Consider the following 24,441-nt stretch of genomic DNA (forward strand, 5'->3'; position numbering starts at 1 on the left):
CCAATCCTAAAGCAGGCCCTTATCGACCACCGCCAAAAGGACCAGCTTGACCAGATCAAGGACGCCGCATAACCTCGCATCAAGCTGCGCCACTCAGGCAAGTTTCAACATCAAGCGGGACATTCCCTTTCTCTTCGCTTATTCGTTGGTAGTTATCACTTAGAATGCAGTTCAGGGAAGGATTGAAACATGAAAATTCAACTGTTTGCGGTTAGTCTTTTGCTCCTCGGAGCCTGCGCCGAAACAAGCGTGCAACCGATGTCGCAAGACACCTTTAAAGTATCGACAAACGCTGCACCGGCCTGCGGCCCGACAGGAGCTCGAACGTTGGCCTTCAAAGCAGCGGCCATTGAGGTGATTCGAAAGGGAGGCGATAGATTCGTTATCGTTAATGATACGTCTGATACGGGTATGACCGGAGACATTTTCACTGGAATGTACCAAAACTACCAACAAGGTATGATCGTAAAAATGATCCAACCCGGTACAGCCGAGGCAAGAAACGCGCTTTCTGCGAGAGAGACCTTGGGCGCAAACTGGCAAGAGGTTGTGGCAGAGGGCGTTCCGAATACCTGCACCTAGCGCAGCCAGACCCCAACCACCCTTCAGGCACTGGGGCCCCACGAACTGCCCCACTTGCCGGAGGTGGTCACGAAAGGTCATGGACGGGAAGGGGAGGCAGGGTCTCCTACCACCCCAGCCAGCGGTTCCGGATGTCAGAGTAGCTTGGCGCCTGAACGCCGCATGCCCCCCGAAATGCCCCTGAAAGTGCCCCGGATCGGGTGCGACGGTTGTCGACCCCATAGGGCCGGGGAGGCCTGTCCCACGGTTGGTCAGAGGAAGTCTGGGTCGACCCCGTAGGCCCAGTTCGCCCAGTCGTCCCGCTTGTTGTCCGCCTGCGAGCCAAGTTCGAGATGATGCGGGTTTATGCATCGCCGGTTATGGCACCGATGGCGCACGACCTGATCCCGCGCGGCGACCTGCTCGTTCAGGACACAGTAGATGAACCGATAGGCGTCCCACTGGTGCCCACCGAACCGGACCTTTCGCGGCTTGGTGGTGTCGGTAACGAGGCACCCACGGTCATCATGACGTGCCGCTTCAATAAGCGAGAAGGCCCGCGCACGGGCCTCCTCCAGTTCACCTTCAATCACTTCACGCAGCCGTATCTCGCTGTCGTCTTCCAGACATGGATATTGATCTACTTCTCTCATCAGTACAGCGGGGCCTCCACGCAGACATCAAGCCCGGGCGCAGCGGCCCCAGGTTGGCGCGCTCCTGCGAGGTGTTCTGAGATCGGTTGCGAGTAGTGTCCAGGCCCCTTCACTCGACCCTGTTCGACCCAGTAGCCATCACGAACCCAGATGGCGCGAGCGTACTCACAGCCACCCCACTTAACCTTCGACTTCGACCAGCCCATCTCAATCATGATATGGCGCGTCGAATTCGGGTTCTGCCCTAGCTCTTCGCGGATCAGCTTTACTACTTCACCCTCAGGCACGACATGCTGGCCACGATCGTCGAGGAGCTCTCGCAACTGGGCCCTGACCGTCTGTTCGGACGCGGCATGTATCCGTCGCATGATTTCGGTCCCGTCGCGCTCGACGTTCAGTGTTTTCGCAGAGAAGCCATTGCTTAGGCGTCGCTCCATCAAGGCGCGGTACACCCCTGCCATCGCTCGCTCATCTTCCATGAACTCAACCAGGCGTCCAACTAGGGCGGAGAACTCCTCCGCTCGTGGACCTGCAGCGTGGCCATCGTGGTCGAATTCTATGATGTAATAGCGGCGATCCTCCGGCTCGATCCACATCGGAGCGTGGTTCGTGGTAAACAGGAAGCAGCAGCAGTGGTCGACTGTCTCCGCATCCTGGCCCTTCCGCTCGGTCATGACCCGGCTCTCAGTCAAGTAGGTCTTAAGCGCATTGCCTTGCGGGGAGTCTTGCCGAAGGTTGAGCTCTTCGCATATCACCAGCTTCTTGGTCAGGACTGGTGCGTTGAACCTGCCCGAGAGCTTGTCGACGTTGTTCTGCGACACGGTGTTCTCTTCGCCGAACAGCCGGGCGACCAAGCTGCATAGCGTGCTCTTTCCGCTTCCCTTGGTCTCGGAATAGAGAAAAGGGGCCCAGTTCGGCTTGTCGCTCTCATTCTGCAGGCACCAGGCAAGCCAGTCTAGGAAACGCTCCCGTTCCTCTCGCCGTGTGAAGACGAAGTCTAGGAACTCGCCAGCGACGCCCCATGCCGGGCTTGCGTCCTCGATCAACCGATAAGGTGGGCGGCGCCAAGTGTTTACGGTTACCGATCCTCGTTCGTGAATGGTGCTAGCATCAACGGCAGGAGCGCAATATTCTCGGCCATTCCATACAGGGATAGTCAGGCCTGGCATGGCATGCTTCTTGGTGATGGCATGATCGAATACCGCTCGGAGGAGCGCTGGTGTGTGCTCGACATCTTCGAATTCATGGGCGAAGCGGGACAAGGCAATGTACGTGACATCATCCTTAGACAGCTTGGTCCCGAGATGTTCGACATCATAGTATTTGCTATCGCGTCGGATGAACCAGGAGCAAAGCGCTTCGGTGAGTCGTTCGAAATCTTCGCGGGAATACTCTTCATTATTATCTTTTCTAGTCATATCAGCCTTTCGAAAAATCGTGCTGGGCCAGCCTAAAGAAACACGGGCTGGACCCTGGATTTCGTCCTCGTGTTTCAGTTTAATGGTCCCCTGGCAGAAAAGACGTAAAAACAATAACTTAGAAGTATGGTAATTCGACCCATATCCGACACCACCAAGCCGCGAAAGGTCCGGTTCGGTGGGCACCAGTGGGACGCCTATCGGTTCATCTACTGTGTCCTGAACGAGCAGGTCGCCGCGCGGGATCAGGTCGTGCGCCATCGGTGCCATAACCGGCGATGCATAAACCCGCATCATCTCGAACTTGGCTCGCAGGCGGACAACAAGCGGGACGACTGGGCGAACTGGGCCTACGGGGTCGACCCAGACTTCCTCTGACCAACCGTGGGACAGGCCTCCCCGGCCCTATGGGGTCGACAACCGTCGCACCCGATCCGGGGCACTTTCAGGGGCATTTCGGGGGGGCATGCGGCGTTCAGGCGCCAAGCTGCTCTGACATCCGGAACCGCTGGCTGGGGTGGTAGGATTCGAACCTACGATACACGGTACCAAAAACCGCTGCCTTACCACTTGGCTACACCCCAGCAGCGGAGCGCGTGATACGCCGAAGCGGGCGGGTGATCAAGCCCTGAATGTCGCGTTTTCGGCTATTCTTTCGCGGCGTCTTCGCGCAGCAGGTCCTCGTTCTCGTCATCCTCGCGTTCGGCCTCGACGATCTTGTCCAGCTCGGCCTCGGCATCGGTCGTAACGGCAGTCCGGTCCGGAACCGGCAAAGTGGTTTTGGGAGTGGGCGGCGGAGTCGTGTCTTCGCTCGCCATGCGGATCGTGTAGGTGGTATCGGGGATCTTGACGCCCATCGCCTCGATGGCGGCCATGACCGCGCGCAGGGCCTCGCTGCGGGCCAGCAGCAGCGAGGTCTCGCGCTGGTCGATCCAGCCTGTCACGATCACCTCGACCCCGGAATCGGTGATCTCTCCCAGCCAGACCGAAACGCCCGGTGTCTCGACCACGAAGGGCAGGGCGCGCACGGCCTCCGTGGCAGCCTCGCGCACCGCGCCCAGGTCGGCGCCGCTTTCGACACCGACCGTGAACATGAAGCGGCGCTCGGGATTCTGGCTGTAATTCACGATGCGGCTCTTGAAGACCGTGGCGTTGGGGATCCGGATATGGTTGCCGTCGAAGCTGAGCAGGATCGTGGCGCGGCTTGTCAGACGGATGACCTTGCCCTCGTCGCCGTTGATTTCCACCACGTCATTGGGGCGGAAGGGCTGGCGGATCGACAGCATGACCGAGGCGATGAAATTCTCGACCGTGTCGCGCACGGCAAAGCCAATGGCCAGCCCGATCAGGCCCGCCGCGCCGAGGATCGTGGACAGCAGCGCGGTGGCATTCATGATGTCCAGGGCGATGACGATGCCGATGATGACGAAGGCGATCTTGACCAGCGTGCGGAACAGGTCGGCGATGAAGGCATTCGGGGCGAGCCGGTCCCAGGGGCGGCGCATGCGCCCGATGCGGAGCCCGATGAAGACGATCAGCAGGAAGACCCCCAGCGCGATCAGCGCCAGCGGCAATTGCACCAGCAGGGCATCGACCCTGCCCATGAACCTGTCCCAGGCGGGGTCCAGGCGGCGGACGATATCCGAGGTTTCGCGCACCTCGTTCTTGACGGCCACCACCCCTTCGACCCGCGCCGCGAGGCCGTCGAGCGCCTGCGCCTCGGTCAGCGACGTGGCGGTGCCGCGGAAGGTGACGATGCCGTCCGCGACCGTAACCGTGACATCCTCGTAATTGCCCAGTTCTTGCAGGATTTCGCGCAGGCGGACGGCGATTTCGGCGTCCTGCTGGGCCGTCTGCGCGGCCGTTATGGTGCCGCTGGGGCCAGTGTCCTGGGCCCATGACAGGCCGGGAAGGGCCAGGAACAAAGCAAGCAGGCACAGGCGCAGGAAGGGCATGAGGGACACCGCCGCGATTGAAGATCGCAATCAGCTTAGAATGCCCGGTGCCCGGTTGGAAGTCGTCTTGGGGCGGCGTGGGCGCTAAAGGCGGATCGGGTCGGCCTTGGCCAAGGCGTCGAACTGCATCAATGATCCGACGAGGGCCTCCATCCGGTCCAGCGGGATCATGTTCGGTCCGTCGCTGGGGGCATTGTCCGGGTCCTCGTGGGTTTCGATGAAAACCGCCGCGACGCCGAGAGAAACTGCAGCGCGCGCCATCACCGGGGCGAATTCGCGCTGGCCGCCGCTGCTGCCGCCCTGGCCGCCGGGCTGCTGCACCGAATGGGTCGCGTCCATGACCACCGGGTAGCCTGTCGCTGCCATCTGCGGCAGAGACCGCATGTCGGCAACGAGGGTGTTGTAACCGAAGGACGTGCCCCGTTCGGTCAACAAAATCCGGTCATTCCCGGTGCTTTCGATCTTGGAGATCACATTGGGCATGTCCCATGGCGCGAGGAACTGGCCCTTCTTGACGTTGATCACCGCGCCGGTTTCGCCGGCGGCCAGCAACAGATCGGTCTGGCGGCACAGGAAGGCGGGGATCTGCAGGATGTCGGCCACCTCGGCCACCGGGGCGCATTGCGCCTCGGAATGGATGTCGGTCAGGACCGGGCAACCGATCTTGTCCTTCACCGCCTGAAGCACGCGCAACCCTTCGTCCATGCCCAGGCCCCGCTTGCCCCCCAGCGAGGTGCGGTTGGCCTTGTCGTAGCTGGCCTTGAAGACGTATTGCGCGCCATGCGTGGCGCAGGCCTCTGCCATGGTTTCAGCGATCATGAGGGCATGTGCCTCGCTCTCAAGCTGGCAGGGCCCGGCGATCAGCGTGAGGGGGCGGTCGTTGGAGACCGTCAGGGCGCCGACAGAGACATCTTTCATCAGGAACTGACCTGTTCTCGGAGGATGGAGGCGGTAAGCGAAATCATCAGGTAGATGCCCGAGAAGATCAGGAAGGACAACAGGGTGTTCTCGAAAGCGCGCGGGTAGGTCGGCTCATCGGGCGCGATGGGTGCGACCGAGACCGACAGGAATCGCACCTGACGGTTGGCCTCGATGCGGGCCTGGTCCATGGCGGCCTGTGCGGCGGTGACACGTTCGATGGCAAAGGCGTAGTTTTCCTCGGCCTCGCGTAGCTTGGCGACGATCTCGGCCTGGCTGAGCGATCCGTTAGTGCCCTGAGACAACTGCCCGCGCAGCAATTCGATCTGCTCGCCGATCCGGGCGATTTCGCCCTCTACGGCAGAAACCCGCGCCTCGTTCGGCCGCGCATTGGCTTGCAGGCTCGCGAGTTCGATCTGCTTTTCGTCCATGCGCAATTCCAACGTGCTGATCCGCTGTTGCAGGGCCGACACCGCGCTGGCCGGGTCCACGACCTCGGCTTCCTGCTGAATTGTCGTCAGGTCCGAAAGCGCCTGCTGGCGCGCGGTCTCGGCGGCTTCGTAATTGGCGACCGCGTCTGACATCTGGTCTTCGCGCATGCGTTGGGTCAGCTGGTCGACGCGGTTTTCGGTATAGCCGATCAGGGCCTCCGAGAATTCCTGGCTCTTGGCAGGGTCTGCGGCGATCACCTCCATCTTGATGATGCCCTCTGTCGGGTCGTAGCCCACCTGCACATGGTCCTGGTAAAGACCGTAGGCCTCTTCGTTGGTGGCGTCCGCGTCGAGCCGCTGGATCGCGTCGATCTCGTCGCTCTGGAAATGCGCCTTGAACGCATGATCCGCATCGAGTCGCAGCATGGCCTCGCGCGAGGTCAGGAAGGATTGCGCATTGACGGCCTCGGACTGGGTGGCAAGGCCGGTGCCCTGGAACAGGCCGCCGAACCCGGAACTGCCCTGCGCTTCGGCCTGCTGGATAACGAATTCCGACTTGGTCGCATACATTGGCGTGGCAATGACGAAGAAGTACCAGCCCATCGCGAATGTGGGCAGAAGCACGAAAACCGCAAGCCGCGAGAACAGCGCGAACAGCTTCTTGCGGCGTCGCCTGGCGATGTCGCGTTGCAGGGCCCGGATTTCGCCGGCGCGCTGTTCTGCAGAGGCTGGTGCGGCCGTTTCGGTTGACGGCAGGTTGGGCTTATGGACGACCGTTTGCGGCAATTGGACCTTGTCCTGTTTCTGCAGCTGGGTGCCGGGGTCGGGCTGTTTGGGCTGACCCTGTGTCTGTGCCATGTCGGCCGCCGCCTTGTCGGTCTGGCTGTCGTCCGGGGTGACCAGCTCCAGAACGTTGTTTCGCTGGAAGGGGTCGATGCCGCGCTGGCGCAATTGCCGGACGGCATCGAAATCCGAGGTCACGGCCAGGCCGTGCTTGTGCGCCACGCGCCGGGCCATGCGCAATTGCCGGCCGGTCAGCCCCTCTTGCCGGATCGCGTCGATGTCGGTCTCGGCGGCCATGCCGCCGGGGCTGGTGATGTTGGCGTTGGTGGCGGGCGATGGCCCGGTCGCAGGCCGGACCACACGGGTCCCATTGTCGGTTTCGGGGGCCGGGTCGGCCTCGGCTGCTGCCGAGGCACCGCTGGCGGCGAGCGCGTTGTTGCGCCGGATCCGGTATTTTCTAGCCTTGGGTTTGGTAGTCATAAAGCTGTCTCGCCTCTTCCAAGGTGTCGAACATGTGCAGCCGGCCGTCCCGCAGAACAGCCGCCGAGCGCGCGAATTTTTCCAGCGTCTCCGGCTGGTGCGAAACGATGATCACCGTCGTGGTGGCCAGTCGTTCCTTGAGGATCTCCCCGGCCTTGCGATTGAATTCCGCATCCGTGGTTTGGGGCATGCCCTCGTCGATCAGGTATATATCGAAATCCAGCGACAGCATCAGGGCAAAAGTGAACCGCGCCTTCATCCCGGCCGAATAGGTGCCGACGGGCATGTCGTAATATTCCTCGATCCCCGAAAGCCAGCGGGTGAAGGCCTCGACATAATCGGGGTCCAGCCCGTAGAGCCGGGCGATGTAGCGCGCGTTCTCGCGCGCCGTGTGACGGCCGACGACACCGCCCATGAAACCCAGCGGAAAGGAAATGCGACAATTGCGGCGCACTTCGCCCTCGTCGGGTTTTTCAAGGCCGGCCATCATGTTGATCAGGGTCGTCTTGCCGGTGCCGTTGGGCGCGAGAATGCCGAGCGAATGGCCCAGGTCGACACGGAACGACGCCCGGTCGAGGATGACCTTGCGCTGCGTGCCGGTCCAGAAGGACTTGCTGACATTGTCGAATTCCAGCATCGACGCCTCTTTTACCTTTTACCCGCCAGGATGACCTGCATTGTTCCCGATAAGAGGACAATCTGGCGACATTATGTCGGATCGGCCATGAAAAATGCAATCGCCGCCCGACCGGACGCGGTCCCGGGTCGCAGGCGGTGGGCTTGCCAAGGGCCGTGCCGCGCAGTACCGCGCAGGCGAGAGGTGCGAAATGCAAGACGAGACCGAGATCGACCGGGCCCATGCGGTCATGGAAGCCGCGCCGGAGGATGCGGCGGCGCGTTTGCGCTTCTATGAGCGGATGGCTGACAGCGAATTGTTCCTCCTGTTGAGCGAGGAGGCAAAGGGCGACGATATCTCGCCGGAGGTGTTCGACGTGGACCAGCAGCGCCTTGTCCTGGTTTTCGATCGGATCGAGCGCCTGTCGGCCTTTGCGCAGGGACCGGCGCCTTATGCGGGCCTGTCGGGCCGCGCCTTGGTCGGGATGCTGGCCGGGCAGGGGATAGGGCTTGGCCTGAACCTCGACGTCGCGCCCTCGGCCATGCTGATCGGGGCCGAGGGGGTGGAATGGCTGGCCCGGACGCTGGCGGATGCGCCCGAAGAGATCGAGGCCAGACTGCGTGAACTGACCCCGCCTGGTGGCTTGCCCGAGACCGTGCTGACCGCGCTGGACCGCAAGTTGGCCATGGCCGGTGGCCTGGCATCGCTGGCCTACCTGGTGGGTGCGGAATTGCAGGATGGCACGCAAGGGATGCTCCTGGCCTTTGTGGATACGGTCGAGGGCGCCGAAGCCGCGCTGGCCCGCGCCGTGGGCGAGGCTTTGACCTTTTCGGGGATCGAGGCGGGCCGGATCGACGTGATCCACCTGCGGTCCAGCGACGAGTTGGCCGCCCGCGCGGCGCGGGTGGGCCTGCGGTTCGACCTGCCCAAGCCGGCGGCGCGACCCGTTCCGGGCGCCAATCCCGGCATGGACCCCGACAAGCCGCCCAAACTGCGCTGAGCCGGCGGTGTGGCTGCGCCACGCCGGCTGGTCTCGTCGGCGCTTTGCGCCTCCTCGGGGATCGGGGGCTTTGCCCCCCTGCCTTCGGCATTCCCCCCAGAGTATTTCTGGCGAAATGAGAGCGGGTTAGTAGCCTGAGCTGCGATCCACCAGATGCCGGAAAGGGGCGCCTGCCTCGCCGCGGCGGATGTTCTCTGCGATCACTGTGGCGGCGGTGCGGGGCCGGGTTTCCGAGGCGATATGCGGGGTCACGGTGACCTTGGGATGCGCCCAGAACGGGTGCTCCGGCGGCAGGGGCTCGGTGTCGAAGACATCCAGCGTGGCGTGACCGAGGTGCTCGTCCAGCGCGCCCAGCAAGGCGTCGTTGTCGATGAGCGACCCGCGGCCGGGATTGAGGATCACGGCGTCTGGGGCCAGTAGTGCCAGTCTTTCGGTGTTCATGATGTGCCGGGTGGCGTCGGTCAGGGGGAGCAGAAGGATGACGATCTGTGCCTTGTCCAGGGATTGTGACAGTCCGCCCGGACCGGCGAAGGTTTCGACGCCGTCGATGTCCTTGGCGCTGCGCGCCCAGCCGCGCACCGGGAAACCCAGGCCTGCCAAGGTCGTGGCGCAGGCTGCGCCGAGCGCGCCCAGCCCCAGCACCGTGACGGGCCGGTCCCAGGCCAGCGGTGGCACGAAATCGCGCCAGACACCGTCCTGGCCATGAATATGCAGGTCCATGCCCAGATGATGGCGCAGCGCGTGGCCTGTCACCCATTCGACCATGCCCTGGGTCAGGCCGGGATCGACCATGCGCGCCAGGGGTTGGGTCAAGGTCGGGTTGTCGGTGATATTCTCGACCCCGGCCCAGATGTTCTGAACCAGTTTGCAGGCCGTGTAGGGGCGGTAGTCCTGCACGTCGCCATTGGGCGAGGTCACGATATAGTCAACGGTTTCGGGCGCATGGTCGCGGGCCAGGTCGACATTCAGCCCGGCCTTTGCAAAGGCTTCGGGCAGAGCCTCGGCGTAATCGGGCCACCGTTTGGCCCCGGCGGCGAAGAGGACATTGACCATCGCTTACCTCGGTTTATGGACATGGGCGGATTGCACCAGCCCGAAGCCGATCATCAGGACCAGCATCGCCGATCCGCCATAGCTGACCAGTGGCAGCGGCACACCGACGACAGGGGCCAGACCCGTGACCATCGCCATGTTGACCGCGAAATAGAGGAAAAAGGTCACTGCGACGCCCAGGGTCAGGAGCGAGGCGAAGCGGTCCTTGTTGGTCATGGCCGAGGCGATGCAGAACAGGATGATGAGGGCGTAGAGGAGCAGCAAGGTGGACGCCCCGAGAAAGCCGAATTCCTCGGCGAGGGTCGTGAAGATGAAGTCCGTTTCCTTTTCGGGCAGGAAATTCAGGCGGCTTTGGGTCCCCTGCATGTAGCCGCGCCCGGTCCATCCACCCGAACCGAAAGCGATCTTGGCCTGCATGATGTGATAGCCCGCGCCCAATGGGTCCTTGCTGGGATCGAGGAAGGTGTCGATCCGGGCATACTGGTAATCCTGAAGCAATTGCCACGGGGTCCCGCGCGAGGTGAAGACCGCCGTCACCAACCCGATCGCGGCGGCGATGACGCTGGCGAAATAGGCCCAATGGACACCGGCCAGGAACAGCACCGCCCCGCCGCCCATGACCAGCAGCAAGGTGGTGCCGAGGTCGGGTTGCCGCAGCACGAGAAAGGCCGGGATGGCGATCAGGATCAACGGGATGACGATCCACAACGGCCGGCTGACCTTGTCCAGGGGCAACCAATCGTAATAGGCGGCCAGTAGCATCACCAGCGAGATCTTCATGAGTTCCGAAGGTTGCAGGTCCATCGGGCCGAGATCGAGCCAGCGTTGCGAGCCGTTGCGTTCCACGCCGATGACCTCGACGAGGCCCAGAAGGATCAGCGCGACCGCATAGGCCAGCACCGCCATGTTGCGCCAGAACCAGATCGGCACGAGGCCGACGATCAGCATCAATACCATGCCCAGCCCAAATCGCTGCATCTGGGGCCGCGCCCAGGGGTCCATGCTGCCACCGGCCACCGAATAGAGCATCAGGAAGCCGGCCCCGCAGACCGCCGAGACCAGAAAGAAGATGGGCCAGTTCAGGTAAAGCAGCTTGCGAAAGCCGGAGGGGACGTATTTGACCTGATACTCAAGATAGCTCATGGCGCGCCTCAGGCCCGGTCAGCCGTACGGCCGGGCCGGATATCACGCAGGTCCAGGCGGCGCTGCTGCTCTTCGATCCGGGACCGGTCGGCGCTCGGATAGGCCGAGAGCGGAGGTGTCCCGCCGTGCAGGGCCTGGAGCATGATGTCGCGGGCGATGGGCGCCGCTGCGGCCGATCCGCCGCCGCCATGTTCCACGACGATCGCCACGGCGTATTTCGGGTTTTCGTAGGGGGCAAAGCCGACATAGAGCGCGTGGTCCCGGCGGTGCCAGGGCAGATCCTCGTTGCGCCAGACACCCTGGGCGCGTTCTTCGGCGGTGATGCGGCGGACCTGGCTGGTGCCGGTCTTGCCTGCCATCTGCATCCCTTCGGCCACGATCCGGGTGCGATAGGCGGTGCCGCGTCGATGATTCGAGACATCGAACATCGAGGCGCGGATGCGGCGCAGGTGGTTTTCATTCAGGCCCATGTCCTCACCCGCGCCCGAGGGCTGTTCGACCCCGTCGATCGAGAGCACGAGCCGCGGCGAAACTGACCGGCCCGTTGCGATGCGCGCGGTCATCACGGCCAGTTGCAGGGGGGACGCCAAAACGTAGCCTTGGCCGATCGACGCATTGACCGTGTCGCCGATGCGCCAGTCCTCGCCACGTTCGCGGCGCTTCCAGTCCTTGTCGGGGGCGATGCCGGTGGTGATTGCGGACATGGGCAGATCGTGACGTTCGCCCAGGCCGAGCCGCCGCGCCATGGCGGCGATCTTGTCGATGCCAACCCGCTGGCCGATGTCGTAATAGTAGACGTCGCAGCTCTGCTTGAGGCTTTCATGCAGGTTCATGTTGCCGTGGCCGCCGCGTTTCCAGCAATGGAAGCGCACGTCCGAGACATCCATCTGACCCAGGCAGCGGACGGTTTCCTCGGGTTCGACAACACCGTCTTCCAGGGCGGCAAGGGCCGTGACCATCTTGAAGGTCGAGCCGGGCGGATAGGCGCCCTGCACGGTCTTTGCCGCCAGCGGGCGATGATGTTCGCGCGGGTCCTTGTCGCGTTCGTTCAACGCGTCCCAATCGGCCTGGGAAATGCCCCGCACGAACAGGTTGGGATCAAAGGAGGGGGCCGATCCGATGGCCGCGATATCGCCGTCTTCAAGGTCGATCACCACCGCCGCGGCGCTTTCCTCGCCCAGCCGGGCCTGCACATAGTTCTGCAGCCGTGCATCTACGGTCAATTGCACGTCCGAACCCGGCTCGCCCTCTGAGCGGCTCAGCTCGCGCATGACGCTCCCGGCCGCGTTCTTTTCGACCTCCAGCGTGCCGGCCTTGCCGCGCAACACCCTCTCCAGCTTGTTCTCGATCATGGTCTTGCCGATCTGGAACCGCGGAATCCGTAGCAACGGGTCCTGATCGTCGATGCGGCTGAGGTCATAGTCGCTGACCGGCCCCACGTAGCCGACCACATGGGCCATGTCTGTTTCCTGCGGATAGAGGCGGCTCAGGCCGAGCTCTGCGGTGACGCCGGGCAGGGCGGGCGCGTTTACCACGACCCGGCTCACGTCGTCCCACGGCACCCGCTCGGCGACAGTGACCCTGATGTCGCCGCGCACCTTGTCCAGTTCTTCACGCGCGCGCGCTATCTGCTCTTCGGTGATCGGAATCAGTCGGGCCAGCTTGGCCAGAACGGCATCCACATCGCCTGCATCCTCACGCGTGATCGTGATGTTGTAGAACTGCTCGTTCTCGGCAAGGATGACGCCGTTCACATCGTAGATCAGCCCGCGATCGGGGGGCAGAAGCTCGATGTCGATGCGGTTGCGTTCGGCCAGGCTGCGATAGATGTCGCCCTGCTCAACCTGAAGCGCGCGCATGCGCCAGCCCAGCACGCCCACCACGGCAAGCTGGCTTGCGCCCAGAAACAGCGCCCGCCGCGAAATGCGGCGCGCGCTGGTCTCGGTTTCCTTCGATCCGCGTTTCATAGCCGGTGCCCCAATGCGTCAACTTCGCCCTGGGCCGGTCGGCTGACGCCGAACAGAAGATGCGACAGCAGCGCCACCAGGGGATATGCCATGATGGTAAGCATCATTTGCGTCAGAGTCAGCCCAAGCGGTGCCTGTGGCACCATCACCAGCGACAATGTGAACCGGTAAGCCAGGGTGATTGCAACGATCCCGGCCGCGATGCCGAACCATTCCAGCGGGAAAGGCACAACGCGGATTGATCGGGAACGGGTCCGCAACACCTCGGTCAGCACGAGAACCAGCGCGGTCCAGAGGCCCGGTGGACGGTGAAAGAGCATGTCCGCCAACAGGAACACGGCGCCGATCAGCATGGCCGGAACATGATCGGGGCGCCGCGCGGTCCAGACCAGGGTAACCAGCAGCACGAAATCCGGGCTGCCCCAGCGCCGAGGCATCGTTTCCATGGGGAGAAGGTGCAGGAACATGATCGCGCTGCACAGCACGACATAGAGCCCGCGGCCCAGCCAGATGCGGCGGCGTGAGGCCTCAGCCATCGCCGGTCTCGGTGGCCTGCCCGGACAGGGTATCGCCCTCGGGAAGATCGGCCGGCTCGGGTTGCACGGCCGGGTCGGGAGGGGACACGGGAGCGATCAGTGCACCAGTGGCGTCGATGCGTTCGGCCTGCTGGCTGCGCAAGACGCGCAGGAATTCCAACCGCTCGAAATCCGCAGCCAGCCGCAGGCGAAAGCGCCGGTCGGTGCCGAGCACGACCTGCCCCACAAGAATGTCGGCCGGGAAAAGCCCGCCATCGCCAGAGGTCACGACACGGTCACCGGGGCGGATCGTGTGGGGGTCCTCGATGAAATCCAGCTGCGGGGTCATGGTATTGTCGCCGGCCAGGATGGCGCGTTGGCCCGAAGGCTGGATCGTGACCGGGATGCGGCTGGATGTATCGGTCAGAAGCAGAACCCGGCTGCTGTTCTGGCCCACGCCGGAGATTCGCCCGGCCAAGCCGATCCCGTCCATGGTGGGCCAGCCATCGAGGATGCCGTCGCGGGCGCCCACGTTGAGCAGAACCGACTGCCGGAAGGGCGAGCCGCTATCGGCCAGCACGACGCCGGTGACCCAGGTCAGTTCCGGGTCCAGCCGCACGTTGTTGAGGTCGCGCAGCACGGCGTTTTCCTGTTCCAGCTGCAAGGCCGCCTCGCGCCAGGCCTTCATGTCCTGCAACTCGCGCCGGAGGTCGCGGTTCTGCTCGGCAAGCCGTTGATAGGATTGGAAATCCGACACGAGGTTGGCCAGCCCCGTGACCGGCGCCATGGCCCATTCGAAGGAGGGCACGACCCGGTCGATGATCTCGGCCCGGACTCGTTCCACGCGGGGGCTGTCGATGCGCCACAACAGGAAAATGCCCAGCATGAACAGCACCAGCACCCCGATCAGCAGGCGCCGAACGGGGCTGACATAATCCTCGGACTGGGCTCTGTCCCGTGCCATGGGGCGCTATCCCCCGGTTGGATGCTCAGCTGTCGTAGTCGATGACGTGCCGCAGCTGTTTTTCATATTCCAGCGCCTTGCCGGTGCCGAGCGCCACGCAGTTCAGGCTCTCGTCGGCGACCGAGATGGCAAGGCCGGTCTGTTCGCGCAAGGCCAGGTCGAGCTGGCCCAGCAGGGCGCCGCCGCCGGTCAGCATGACGCCGCGATCGACGATGTCGGCGGCCAGGTCCGGCGGGGTGGCTTCCAGCGCGGTCATGACCGCCTCGCAGATCTGCTGGACAGGCTCGGCCAGCGCCTCGGCCACCTGGGCCTGGCTGATCTCGGTTTCTTTCGGGACACCGTTCAGCAGGTCGCGGCCCCGGATCTGCATGGACTGGCCGCGCCCGTCATCGGGCATCCGGGCCGTGCCAATGGAGGTCTTGATGCGTTCGGCGGTGCTTTCACCGATCAGCAGGTTATGCTGGCGGCGCAGGTAGCTGACGATGGCCTCGTCCATGCGGTCGCCGCCCACGCGGACCGACCGGGCATAGACGATGTCACCCAGCGACAACACGGCAACTTCGGTTGTCCCGCCGCCGATATCGACGACCATGTTGCCGGTCGGGTCGGTGATCGGCATGCCCGACCCGATGGCCGCGGCAATGGGTTCGGCGATCAGCCCGGCGCGGCGGGCGCCGGCGGACAGCACCGATTGGCGGATGGCTCGCTTTTCCACCGGGGTGGCGCCGTGCGGCACGCAGACGATGATCTTGGGCTTCGAGAAGGTCGACCGTTTGTGCACCTTGCGGATGAAGTGCTTGATCATCTCCTCGGCGGTGTCGAAATCGGCGATCACGCCTTCGCGCATCGGGCGGATAGCCTCGATACTTCCCGGCGTGCGGCCGAGCATCAGCTTGGCATCCTCGCCCACGGCCAGCACCTTCTTTACGCCGTCCTTGACGTGATAGGCCACGACCGAGGGTTCCGACAGGATTACGCCCCGGCCCTTGACGTAGACCAGCGTATTTGCCGTGCCCAGGTCGATCGCCATGTCCGACGAAAACAAACTTGCAAACCCTGCCATCATGAGGCCCCGTTCCCATTAGCCGATGGTCCGCGACTCCCCCTTGGGTCCGGACTGCCCGTGCTTATAGGCCCCGCACGGGGCAGGGAAAAGGGGGCTTGGCGACGGGGGGCGTTATTCCGCCGTGATTTCGTCGAAGAAGACGCTGCCCAACGGGGCGCCCTGCGGGTCCAGCTGAATCGAGCCCAGCACGAGCCCCAGATCGGGGGCATAGGATTTCTCGAAGGCCATCGGCGCCATGCCGTCAAGCTGCAAGACCTCGTTGACACGCCAGACCGTATAGCTGCACTCGCCGATCTCGGCCTCGCCCAGCCCGCTGAGCTGCGCGCTATAGGTGCCGGTATTGAGAACCTCGTTGCCGGAGCGCAGGGTCACAGCGCTGGTCCAGTTGCGGGGGCCGGGCAGTTGGTCGAGTTCCCTGGTATCCTTGGCGTAGTCCAGTTCCAGCGTGCCGCCGCCACCGTCACGGCGGGTAACGGTCAGCGCGTGGCCGTACCGGGTCGAGACCTGTTCCGGGGTGCCGTTGCGGGTCAACACCCGGGCCTCTGACAGCCCGTCATCCTCGCGTTTCATCACGATCGAAAAATGGGGGTCGAACCGGGTCAGGCGAATGCCCTCGTCAAGGTCCTCGGCGGTGGGGCAGTCCTGCGCGACTGCCCCGGTGGCGACCAGGGACAGGATGCAGGCAAGCCTCATTCCCCGGCATCCGTGTAGCGGATTTCCTTCACGTCAGCGCCGGGCCCGGTCTTTTCCAGCCGTACGAGCAGCCGGTTGAGCGCGTTGATATAGGCGCGGGCCGAGGCGACCACCGTATCGGTATCCGCCGAGGACCCGGTGGCGATGCGCCCGTCCTCGGCCAGACGAACCGAGACCGTGGCCTGGGCATCGGTGCCTTCGGTCACAGCATGCACCTGGTAGAGTTCGAGCCGCGCCTGGTTGGGATGGATCGCCCGCACCGCCTTGAAGGTCGCGTCGACCGGGCCATCGCCGGTATCGGTGACCGTGTGGCGCGTGCCGTCCACCTCCATGGTGAGAACCGCCTCGGCGGGGCCGCCGGTGCCGCAGGTGACCTTCAGTTCGACCAGCTTGAGGTGATCCTCGGCCCCTTCGTTGATGCGCACCAGCGCGATCAGGTCGTCGTCGTAGACCTCTTTCTTGCGGTCGGCCAATTCCTTGAACCGCACGAAGATGTCCTTGATCTCGTTATCGCCCAGATCGAAGCCCAATTCGTCGAGCTTGGCGCGCAGGGCGGCGCGGCCCGAATGCTTGCCCAAGGGAAGAGAGGTGCCGGCAAGGCCCACATCCTCGGGCTTCATCACTTCGAAGGTTTCGCGGTTCTTCAGCATCCCGTCCTGGTGGATGCCGCTTTCGTGCGCGAACGCGTTCTTGCCGACGATGGCCTTGTTGAACTGGACCGGGAAGCCCGACACGGTGCTGACCCGGCGCGAGATCGCCATGATCTTGGTCGTGTCGATCCTGGTGTCGAACGGCATGATGTCATGGCGCACGCGCATCGCCATCACGACCTCTTCCAACGCGGTGTTGCCGGCCCGTTCGCCCAGGCCGTTGATGGTGCATTCGATCTGGCGGGCGCCGCCATTCACGGCCGCCAGCGAATTCGCCGTCGCCATGCCCAGATCGTTGTGACAATGGGTCGAGAAAATGACCTCGTCCGCGCCGTCAACCTCGGCTATCAATCGACGGATGAGATCGGCGCTTTCGCCCGGTTCGGTGTAGCCAACCGTATCCGGGATATTGATGGTGGTCGCCCCGGCCTTGATGGCAATGTCGATGGTCCGCTTGAGGAAGTCCCATTCCGTCCGGGTCGCATCCATCGACGACCATTGCACGTTGTCACACAGGTTGCGGGCACGGGTGACACAGTCATGGATCCGGTCGGCCATCTCGTCCATCGTCAGGTTCGGGATGGCGCGGTGCAGCGGCGAGGTGCCGATGAAGGTGTGGATGCGCGGGGATTCGGCGTGTTTCACCGCCTCCCAGCAGCGGTCGATATCCTTGAAATTGGCACGCGCCAGGCCGCAGATCGTGGCGTCCTTGCTGCGTTTCGCGATTTCCGAGACGGCTTTGAAGTCCCCTTCGGAGGCGATGGGAAACCCGGCCTCGATGATGTCCACGCCCATCTCGTCCAGCATCTCGGCGATTTCGAGCTTCTCGTCATGGGTCATGGTCGCGCCGGGCGACTGCTCGCCGTCACGCAAGGTGGTGTCGAAGATCAACACATGGTCTGTCATTTTGGTATTTCCTTGATTTCCTTAGCGTTTCTTTGGCGCATCATCCCCTCTGAGCGGTCGCGCCGAAGGGCACGCTCAGAGGCGGCTAAGGAGAAGCAGGCCGAGCAGGGCCGGGATATGTGCGATGCTCGTCATGGGAAGGCACTATACGCAGGCGATCGTGTTTGGAAAGGGGGCCTGCGGAAAATTTTGCGCAGGCGCATGCCACGACCTTGGATTGAGAACCGCGACGGCATCAGATCCAGCTTCTGCTGTCGGCGCGGTCGGGCGAATCCAGGTGGGGGATGGCGTTGAAGCTGGACAGGTAGGTGCCGGTGTCGAGGACGCGGAACCGGTGGATCGACGAATTGTAGATCGGCAGCAGAACCTGGGCCAGGCGTTCGGGGTCGAGGTCGAGCGCCAGGCGCAGCGCCATGGCGATGACCCCGCCCGAGGTCACGCAGAGCACCCGGCGGCCCGGTTCGGCGGCCTCGTCCAGCACGGTCCGGATGCGATCCTCGAAACTGGCGAAGGGTTCCGCGCCGGTGATCTCGGCGGCGTGCCAGGCGGCGAAGGTCTGCGGGACATGGGCCGCGAAATCCTGTTCCGAGGCCGGTTGCGGCAGGCCGTGGGTGATCTCGATGTCGCGGGCCAGCGCGAAATAGTCGAGCTCGTTGAGCCGGTCGTCGGCCTTGTCGGCCGTCACGCCCATGCCTTCGGCGGTTTCACGGTGGCGGCGCATCGTGCCGGTCAGGACATGGTCGAACGGGGATTCGTGGGTTTGCATCCATTCGCCCAGCCACGCGGCCTGCCGGTGGCCAAGCTGCGACAGGCGGTCATACTCCGCCTCGCTGGTCGCACCGGTATTGGCCTGCCCATGTCGCACCATCACGATTTCGCCCATCTTGGTCCCTTTCCGGTGGTGGAGTGGATTGGGTGGCATGGGCGCAGGTCGGATACAACTGGAAAGGTCCGGGGGGCGCCCTAGGCTTGGCTCTATGAAAAGAGCACTTGTCATCGGCGCCTCGGGCGGGATCGGCGCGGCACTGGCCGCGGAACTGGAAACACGCGACTACGCGGTCACGGGCCTGTCGCGGTCCGTTGACGGGCTGGACGTGACCGATGCGGCCTCGGTCGAGCGGCACCTCGGCGCGCTGGAGGGACCGTTCGACGCGATCTTCGTCGCGGTCGGCACGCTGGCGGATGGCGGTGCGCCGGAAAAATCCCTCTCAGCCATCGAGCCGGCGCAGATGGCCCGTGTCCATATGGTCAACGCGATTGGACCGGCGCTGGTTCTGGCGCATGTCGAACGGCTCTTGCCGCGTGAGGGGCGTTCGACGGTCGGTGTTCTGTCGGCGCGGGTCGGGTCGATCGGCGACAACCGGATGGGCGGCTGGTATTCCTACCGCGCTTCCAAGGCGGCCGTGAACCAGGTCATCCATGGCGCGGCCATCGAGATCGGGCGCAAGCGCAAGGAGGCAGTTATCGCTGCGTTGCATCCCGGCACGGTCGAAACCGCCTTTACCGCCGGCTATCCGGGGCATTCGAAAGTGTCCCCGGAAGAGGCTGCCCGAAACCTTTGTGACGTGATGGCGGGCTTGGAGCGGACGCAGTCGGGCGGGTTCTTCGACTATGCCGGCAAGGAGATCCCCTGGTGACGCGGCTGGTCCTGATCCTTGGGGATCAGTTGAGCGAGGGGCTTACGGCCCTGAAAGCTGCGGACAGGGCGCGTGACGTTGTGGTCATGGCCGAGGTTGCGAATGAGGCCGGCTACGTACCGCATCACCCCAAGAAGATCGCATTCCTTTTCAGCGCAATGCGCAAGTTCGCCGCCCGGCTGCGCGCGGGGGGCTGGGATGTGCGATACGGGCGGCTGGATGACCCGGATACCGGCGACAGCATCTGTGCCGAACTGCTACGCCGGTCCGAGGAAACAGGCGCGACGGAGGTTCTGGCGACGGAGCCGGGCGAATGGCGGCTGATCGAGGCACTCAAGGCCTGTCCGGTCCCCGTGACAATGCTGCCCGATGACCGGTTCCTGTGTTCCCACGCGGAATTCGAGGCCTGGGCGAAGGGCCGCAAGGCCCTGCGGATGGAGTATTTCTACCGGGAGATGCGCCGGAAGACCGGCCTTCTCATGGAGGGGCACCAGCCAGCCGGTGGCCAGTGGAATTTCGACCATGACAACCGCAAGCCCGCCCCCGGGGCGGTGGATTTCAGCGGCCCGATGCGGTTCGAGCCGGATACGGTGGCGCGCGAGGTCCTGGACCTCGTGCGCGACCGGTTCGGCCAGAACTTCGGCGACCTCGATGATTTCTGGTTCGCCACGGATGGCACACAGGCCCGCCGGGCGCTGGCCCATTGGGTCAAAGGCGGCCTGCCAAAATTCGGTGACTACCAGGATGCGATGCTGAGCGGCGAGCGATTCCTCTGGCATGGCGTGATCTCGATGTACCTCAATGCCGGGCTTCTGGACCCGCTGGAGGTGTGCGCGGCGGTGGAACAGGCCTGGCGCGACGGGGCGGCGCCGCTCAACGCGGCCGAAGGGTTCATCCGACAGGTCATCGGCTGGCGGGAATACGTGCGGGGCATCTATTTTCTCGAAGGGCCGGACTACGTGACCCGCAACGCGCTCGGCAATTCGCGCGACTTGCCGTGGATGTATTGGGGTGGCGAGACAAGGATGCGTTGCATGCAAGAGGCCGTGGCCCAGACCCGGGCCGAGGCCTATGCGCACCATATCCAGCGGCTCATGGTGACGGGCAATTTCGGGCTGTTGGCCGGGATTGACCCGCAGAAGGTGCATGAATGGTACCTGGCGGTCTATGCCGATGCCTATGAATGGGTCGAGGCGCCGAACACGATCGGGATGAGCCAGTTTGCCGATGGCGGCATCATCGCGTCAAAACCCTATGTGTCGAGCGGCAATTACATCAACAAGATGTCGGATTACTGCAAGGGCTGCGCCTATTCGGTCAGCAGGAAGACAGGGGAGGGGGCCTGCCCGTTCAACCTGCTCTACTGGCATTTCATGGACCGGCACCGGGATCGCTTCGCGGGCAATCCGCGCATGGCGCAGATGTACCGGACATGGGACCGCATGGACCCTGACAAGCGCGAAACGGTGCTGGCCGAGGCGGGAGAGCTGCTGGCCCGGCTGGATGCGGGCGAGGTGGTGTAGGGCGCGACTGGCCGGATCAATGTCGGCGCAGGGACTTGGGCCTCGAAATGGCGAAAGAGGAGCAGCGAACGGTTGCTGTGAGTTGATGTCCGACGTTTGTCGGGAGGCCTATCGCCAGCCCCGGGGGCGGTCTGGCAATAGGCCGGCACCTTCGGTGCTATTCGGCGCAGACTACAGAATGACCGCTTCGTCCCGCCAACCCGACCGTTACTCGGTCGTGGACTCTTCGCCCACCGGGTCCGAGGCCGGACTGCCGCTGTTCTGGCTGACGAGGGCACCATCCTGCCAATCGCCTTCGGCGACCTGGCCCGTGGCATAGGTCATCGTGCCTTCACCCTGGCGGCGGCCCGAGCGGAACATGCCTTCGTAGACGTCGCCATTGGCATAGGTGGCCACGCCCAGCCCGGAAATCTCGCCGTTCTGCCACTGGCCTTCGTAGACGAAGCCGTCCGCCATGGTGATCTTGCCGGTGCCGTGGCGTTGGCCGTCCACGAATTCGCCTTCGTAGACCGTGCCGTCGGCATAGGTCGCCTTGCCCATGCCGTTGCGCTGCCCATTCGCCCATTCGCCTGTGTAGGAATATCCGTCGGCATAGGTCATCGTGCCTTGGCCGTGGTTCTTGCCGTCCTTGAATTCGCCCTCGTAGACCAGCCCGTTGGCATAGGTGGCGACGCCTTCGCCATCGATCACGCCGTTTTTCCAGGTGCCTTCATAGGTGGACCCGTCGGGATAGGTGATCTTGCCGGTGCCGTGGGCGATGTCGTCCTGGAATTCCCCAACATAGACCGAGCCATCGGGATAGGTGACTTCGCCCTGACCCTCGATCTGGCCCTCGGACCACTGGCCGACATAACGATAGCCGTCGGTGCCGGTGAAGACCCCCTGGCCGTGGCGCAGGTCATTCTTGAAACCGCCCTGATAGACATCGCCATTGGCGAAGGTCACGGTGCCCTCGCCCTCGCGCTTGCCCGCGACGAGGTCGCCCTCGTAGATGTCGCCGCCGGGCTGGATCAGCCGGCCTTCGCCCTGGATCTGGCCATCGGCCCACATGCCTTCATAGACCAGCCCGTCGGGCATGGTCAGCTTGCCCTCGCCTTCGCGCGTGCCATCCTCCAGGTTGCCTTCGTAGATCGCCCCGTCGGGATAGGTGATCCGGCCGATGCCCTGCTTGACGCCATTGACCCAAGGGCCTTGATAGACATAGCCGCCCGGGCTGCGCATGACGCCCTGGCCGTGATGCATCGCATTTCGGAACTCGCCCTCGTAGACGACGCCGTTGGCATAACGGGCGATGCCTCGGCCCGTGATGTTGCCCTCGGTCCAGTCGCCCTCGTACGTGCCGCCATCGGCAAAGGTGATCTGCCCGAACCCATGTGGCTTGCCGGCGGCGAATTCGCCTTCGTAGACCGAGCCATTGGGGAACTTCGCCGTCCCCTGGCCGCGAATCTCGCCCTCGAACCATTCGCCGGTATATTCGTAGCCGTTGGGCAGCCGGTAGGTGCCCTGGCCGTGCTGAAGCCCGTTGAGGAACTGTCCCTCGTAGACACCGCCATCGTCATACTGCTTGGTCTGGATGGACTGCGCCCAGCCCGGCATGGCGCCGGCGAGGGCCAGCGAGGCGGCAAGGATCATCGGCGTCTTGATACGCGGCATGGTTGGCTGCTCTCCCCACGAGTGTTGCGCCACAGGGTAATCAGCGGCGGGCCGCAAGACAACGGTGAAACCGGACCCAGTCATGCCATTCGGCTTCACCTTGCCGGTCAGTCTGCTACATGAGCGGCCAGGACTGTCGAAGGATGTGCAGCAATGGCCGACCGTTTCCGCCTGACCATGGCGCAACTGAACCCGACCGTGGGGGATATCGCGGGCAATGCCGCAAAGGCGCGCGCGGCCTGGGAAGAGGGCAAGGCGGCGGGGGCCGACATGGTCATGCTGCCGGAGATGTTCATCACCGGCTACCAGACGCAGGACCTTGTGATGAAGCCGATCTTCGTGCGCCGTGCGGTCGAGGCCGTTGAGGCGCTGGCGGAGGATTGCGCCGACGGGCCGATCCTGGCGATCGGGGGACCCCTGCCGGAGACCAACAAGCTGCACAACGCCTATTTCATACTGAAGGGCGGCAAGATCCACGCCACGACACGCAAGTATTTCCTGCCCAATTTCAATGTTTTCGACGAGGTCCGCCTGTTCTCGCGCAGCGATATGCAGGGGCCTTGGGATGCCGGGCCGCTGCGGATCGGGACGCCGATCTGCGAGGATGCCTGGTATCCGGATGTCTGCGAGGCGATGGCCGAGAGCGGCGCCGAGTTGCTGCTGGTGCCCAATGGCAGCCCCTATTTTCGCGACAAGCGCGAGGTGCGGATGAACCAGATGGTGGCCCGCGTCACGGAATGCGACCTGCCGCTCGTCTACCTCAATACCGTGGGGGCGCAGGATGACCAGGTGTTCGACGGGGGCTCCTTCGTGCTGAACCGGCACGGTGCGCTGGCGATGCAGATGAGCCATTTCGCCGAAGAGATCGCCCATGTGGATTTCACCCGTGACGGCGACGGCTGGTGCGCCGCGCCGGGCGAGATGACCCACGTGCCCGACAGCCTGGAACAGGATTACAACGCGATGGTTCTGGCCTTGCGCGACTACATGGGCAAGACCGGGTTTCAGAAGGTGCTTCTGGGCCTTTCGGGCGGGGTGGATTCGGCCATCGTCGCGGCCATCGCCACCGACGCGCTAGGGCCGGAAAACGTGCGCTGCGTGATGCTGCCCTCGGAATACACGTCCGAAGGGTCGCTGACCGATGCCAAGGCCGCGGCCGCGGCGCTGGGCGTGCGCTACGATACCGTGCCGATCGGCGAGGTGCGGGCGGCGGTCACGCAGACGCTGGCGCCGCTGTTCGAGGGACTGGCCGAGGACCTGACCGAGGAAAACATCCAGTCGCGCATCCGCGGCCTGCTGCTCATGGCGCAGTCCAACAAGTTCGGGGAAATGCTGCTGACCACCGGCAACAAGTCCGAGGTCGCCGTGGGCTATGCCACGATCTATGGCGACATGGCCGGCGGCTACAATCCGATCAAGGATCTCTACAAGACACGGGTCTTCGATATCTGCCGCTGGCGCAATGCAAATCACCGCGATTGGATGATGGGGCCTGCGGGCGAGGTTGTGCCGGCTGCGATCATCGACAAGCCACCCTCGGCCGAACTGCGGGAAGACCAGAAGGACAGCGACAGCCTGCCCGATTACGAGGTGCTGGACGCGATCCTGCATATGCTGGTGGATGAAGAGGCCAGCGTGTCGGATTGCGTGGCCGCAGGCTTTGACCGGGACGTGGTCAAGAAGGTCGAGCACCTGCTCTACATCAGCGAATACAAGCGGTTCCAATCCGCACCCGGTCCGCGCCTTTCGCTCAAGGCCTTCTGGCTGGACCGGCGCTATCCCATCGTCAACCGCTGGCGCGACGACAGCTGACGGACGGGCGCCGCTCGCTGGCCCCGGCCAGCATCGCCCCGCCC

Annotated in this window: 23 protein-coding genes and 1 tRNA gene; 7 read left to right on the forward strand and 17 right to left on the reverse strand. The window is 64.0% G+C overall.

Going from position 1 to position 24,441, the window contains the following annotated elements; genetic code table 11:
• The first annotated feature begins 189 nt into the window (after positions 1-189).
• The gene (locus DFK10_RS04755) at positions 190-582 is read left to right on the forward strand and encodes a hypothetical protein (protein WP_109387150.1); all 393 of its coding nucleotides are present in this window, start codon (positions 190-192) and stop codon (positions 580-582) included.
• Between the two features lie 251 nt (positions 583-833).
• On the opposite strand, the gene DFK10_RS04760 is transcribed toward DFK10_RS04755, so the two are convergent.
• Both DFK10_RS04760 and DFK10_RS04765 read right to left on the reverse strand, forming a co-directional pair.
• Positions 834-1,214 carry an HNH endonuclease gene (locus tag DFK10_RS04760; protein ID WP_109387152.1) on the reverse strand — a complete coding sequence of 127 codons (381 nt, stop codon included), beginning with the start codon at positions 1,212-1,214 and terminating at the stop codon, positions 834-836.
• Positions 1,214-2,260 (reverse strand): primase-helicase family protein, encoded by a 1,047-nt coding sequence (locus DFK10_RS04765; protein ID WP_109387154.1) that lies wholly within the window; start codon positions 2,258-2,260, stop codon positions 1,214-1,216. Before DFK10_RS04765 ends, DFK10_RS04760 begins: the two co-directional genes overlap by 1 nt.
• 126 nt (positions 2,261-2,386) lie before the next feature.
• On the opposite strand from DFK10_RS04765, the gene DFK10_RS04770 reads away from it, so the two are divergent.
• Together DFK10_RS04770 and DFK10_RS04775 are read left to right on the forward strand one after the other, a co-directional pair.
• Complete coding sequence (locus DFK10_RS04770; RefSeq protein ID WP_109387156.1) at positions 2,387-2,668, forward strand: hypothetical protein; 282 nt, start codon at positions 2,387-2,389, stop codon at positions 2,666-2,668.
• A 90-nt stretch (positions 2,669-2,758) separates the two neighbouring features.
• Entirely contained in the window at positions 2,759-3,010 is a 252-nt protein-coding gene (locus DFK10_RS04775; RefSeq protein WP_109387158.1) for an HNH endonuclease, read from the forward strand.
• Positions 3,011-3,141: 131 nt separating this feature from the next.
• On the opposite strand, the gene DFK10_RS04780 is transcribed toward DFK10_RS04775, so the two are convergent.
• The 5 genes from DFK10_RS04780 to DFK10_RS04800 form a co-directional block, all read right to left on the reverse strand.
• Positions 3,142-3,216, reverse strand: a tRNA-Gln gene (locus DFK10_RS04780).
• Positions 3,217-3,279: 63 nt separating this feature from the next.
• Positions 3,280-4,587, reverse strand: a complete 1,308-nt coding sequence (locus tag DFK10_RS04785; protein WP_109387160.1) for a mechanosensitive ion channel family protein — start codon at positions 4,585-4,587, stop codon at positions 3,280-3,282.
• Positions 4,588-4,671: 84 nt separating this feature from the next.
• Positions 4,672-5,505 (reverse strand): 3-deoxy-8-phosphooctulonate synthase, encoded by an 834-nt coding sequence (kdsA, locus tag DFK10_RS04790; protein WP_109387162.1) that lies wholly within the window; start codon positions 5,503-5,505, stop codon positions 4,672-4,674.
• Positions 5,505-7,199, reverse strand: coding sequence for a capsule biosynthesis protein (locus DFK10_RS04795; RefSeq protein ID WP_109387164.1), 1,695 nt, complete (start codon positions 7,197-7,199; stop codon positions 5,505-5,507). Before DFK10_RS04795 ends, kdsA begins: the two co-directional genes overlap by 1 nt.
• Positions 7,177-7,836 carry an ABC transporter ATP-binding protein gene (locus DFK10_RS04800; RefSeq protein ID WP_109387166.1) on the reverse strand — a complete coding sequence of 220 codons (660 nt, stop codon included), beginning with the start codon at positions 7,834-7,836 and terminating at the stop codon, positions 7,177-7,179. Before DFK10_RS04800 ends, DFK10_RS04795 begins: the two co-directional genes overlap by 23 nt.
• Positions 7,837-8,026: 190 nt before the next feature.
• On the opposite strand from DFK10_RS04800, the gene DFK10_RS04805 reads away from it, so the two are divergent.
• The gene (locus tag DFK10_RS04805) at positions 8,027-8,815 is read left to right on the forward strand and encodes an SseB family protein (RefSeq protein ID WP_109387627.1); all 789 of its coding nucleotides are present in this window, start codon (positions 8,027-8,029) and stop codon (positions 8,813-8,815) included.
• 126 nt (positions 8,816-8,941) lie between these two features.
• Here the strand turns inward: DFK10_RS04805 and DFK10_RS04810 are convergent, their stop codons facing one another.
• From DFK10_RS04810 to DFK10_RS04850, 9 genes are all read right to left on the reverse strand, one after another.
• Positions 8,942-9,868: a 2-hydroxyacid dehydrogenase gene (locus DFK10_RS04810; protein WP_109387168.1), complete on the reverse strand. Its 927-nt coding sequence runs from the start codon at positions 9,866-9,868 to the stop codon at positions 8,942-8,944.
• Between the two features lie 3 nt (positions 9,869-9,871).
• Positions 9,872-11,011 carry a rod shape-determining protein RodA gene (gene rodA, locus DFK10_RS04815; protein ID WP_109387170.1) on the reverse strand — a complete coding sequence of 380 codons (1,140 nt, stop codon included), beginning with the start codon at positions 11,009-11,011 and terminating at the stop codon, positions 9,872-9,874.
• Between the two features lie 8 nt (positions 11,012-11,019).
• Positions 11,020-12,978, reverse strand: coding sequence for a penicillin-binding protein 2 (gene mrdA / locus DFK10_RS04820; RefSeq protein ID WP_109387172.1), 1,959 nt, complete (start codon positions 12,976-12,978; stop codon positions 11,020-11,022).
• Positions 12,975-13,514 carry a rod shape-determining protein MreD gene (locus DFK10_RS04825; RefSeq protein ID WP_109387174.1) on the reverse strand — a complete coding sequence of 180 codons (540 nt, stop codon included), beginning with the start codon at positions 13,512-13,514 and terminating at the stop codon, positions 12,975-12,977. The genes mrdA and DFK10_RS04825 overlap by 4 nt, the downstream gene beginning before the upstream one ends.
• Positions 13,507-14,457 (reverse strand): rod shape-determining protein MreC, encoded by a 951-nt coding sequence (gene mreC / locus DFK10_RS04830; protein WP_109387176.1) that lies wholly within the window; start codon positions 14,455-14,457, stop codon positions 13,507-13,509. The genes DFK10_RS04825 and mreC overlap by 8 nt, the downstream gene beginning before the upstream one ends.
• Positions 14,458-14,482: 25 nt before the next feature.
• On the reverse strand, positions 14,483-15,520 hold the full coding sequence (locus DFK10_RS04835; protein WP_109387178.1) for a rod shape-determining protein: 1,038 nt from the start codon (positions 15,518-15,520) through the stop codon (positions 14,483-14,485).
• 114 nt (positions 15,521-15,634) lie between these two features.
• Positions 15,635-16,216, reverse strand: coding sequence for a hypothetical protein (locus tag DFK10_RS04840; protein WP_109387180.1), 582 nt, complete (start codon positions 16,214-16,216; stop codon positions 15,635-15,637).
• Positions 16,213-17,772 (reverse strand): 2-isopropylmalate synthase, encoded by a 1,560-nt coding sequence (locus DFK10_RS04845; RefSeq protein WP_109387182.1) that lies wholly within the window; start codon positions 17,770-17,772, stop codon positions 16,213-16,215. The genes DFK10_RS04840 and DFK10_RS04845 overlap by 4 nt, the downstream gene beginning before the upstream one ends.
• Positions 17,773-18,007: 235 nt before the next feature.
• A complete protein-coding gene (locus tag DFK10_RS04850; RefSeq protein ID WP_109387184.1) occupies positions 18,008-18,655 on the reverse strand; it encodes a histidine phosphatase family protein in 648 nt (215 codons plus the stop codon).
• A gap of 94 nt (positions 18,656-18,749) precedes the next feature.
• Between DFK10_RS04850 and DFK10_RS04855 the strand changes: the two genes are divergently transcribed.
• Both DFK10_RS04855 and DFK10_RS04860 read left to right on the forward strand, forming a co-directional pair.
• Complete coding sequence (locus tag DFK10_RS04855; protein ID WP_109387186.1) at positions 18,750-19,409, forward strand: SDR family NAD(P)-dependent oxidoreductase; 660 nt, start codon at positions 18,750-18,752, stop codon at positions 19,407-19,409.
• Positions 19,403-20,932: a cryptochrome/photolyase family protein gene (locus tag DFK10_RS04860; protein WP_109387188.1), complete on the forward strand. Its 1,530-nt coding sequence runs from the start codon at positions 19,403-19,405 to the stop codon at positions 20,930-20,932. Before DFK10_RS04855 ends, DFK10_RS04860 begins: the two co-directional genes overlap by 7 nt.
• A 207-nt stretch (positions 20,933-21,139) precedes the next feature.
• Here DFK10_RS04860 and DFK10_RS04865 read toward each other — a convergent pair whose 3' ends face one another.
• Complete coding sequence (locus DFK10_RS04865; RefSeq protein WP_109387190.1) at positions 21,140-22,585, reverse strand: MORN repeat-containing protein; 1,446 nt, start codon at positions 22,583-22,585, stop codon at positions 21,140-21,142.
• Positions 22,586-22,738: 153 nt separating this feature from the next.
• Between DFK10_RS04865 and DFK10_RS04870 the strand changes: the two genes are divergently transcribed.
• Positions 22,739-24,397, forward strand: a complete 1,659-nt coding sequence (locus DFK10_RS04870) for an NAD+ synthase (protein WP_109387192.1) — start codon at positions 22,739-22,741, stop codon at positions 24,395-24,397.
• The last annotated feature ends 44 nt before the right edge of the window (positions 24,398-24,441 follow it).

Origin of the sequence: Salibaculum griseiflavum (genome assembly GCF_003129565.1) — a bacterium.
GTDB classification, from domain to species: domain Bacteria; phylum Pseudomonadota; class Alphaproteobacteria; order Rhodobacterales; family Rhodobacteraceae; genus Salibaculum; species Salibaculum griseiflavum.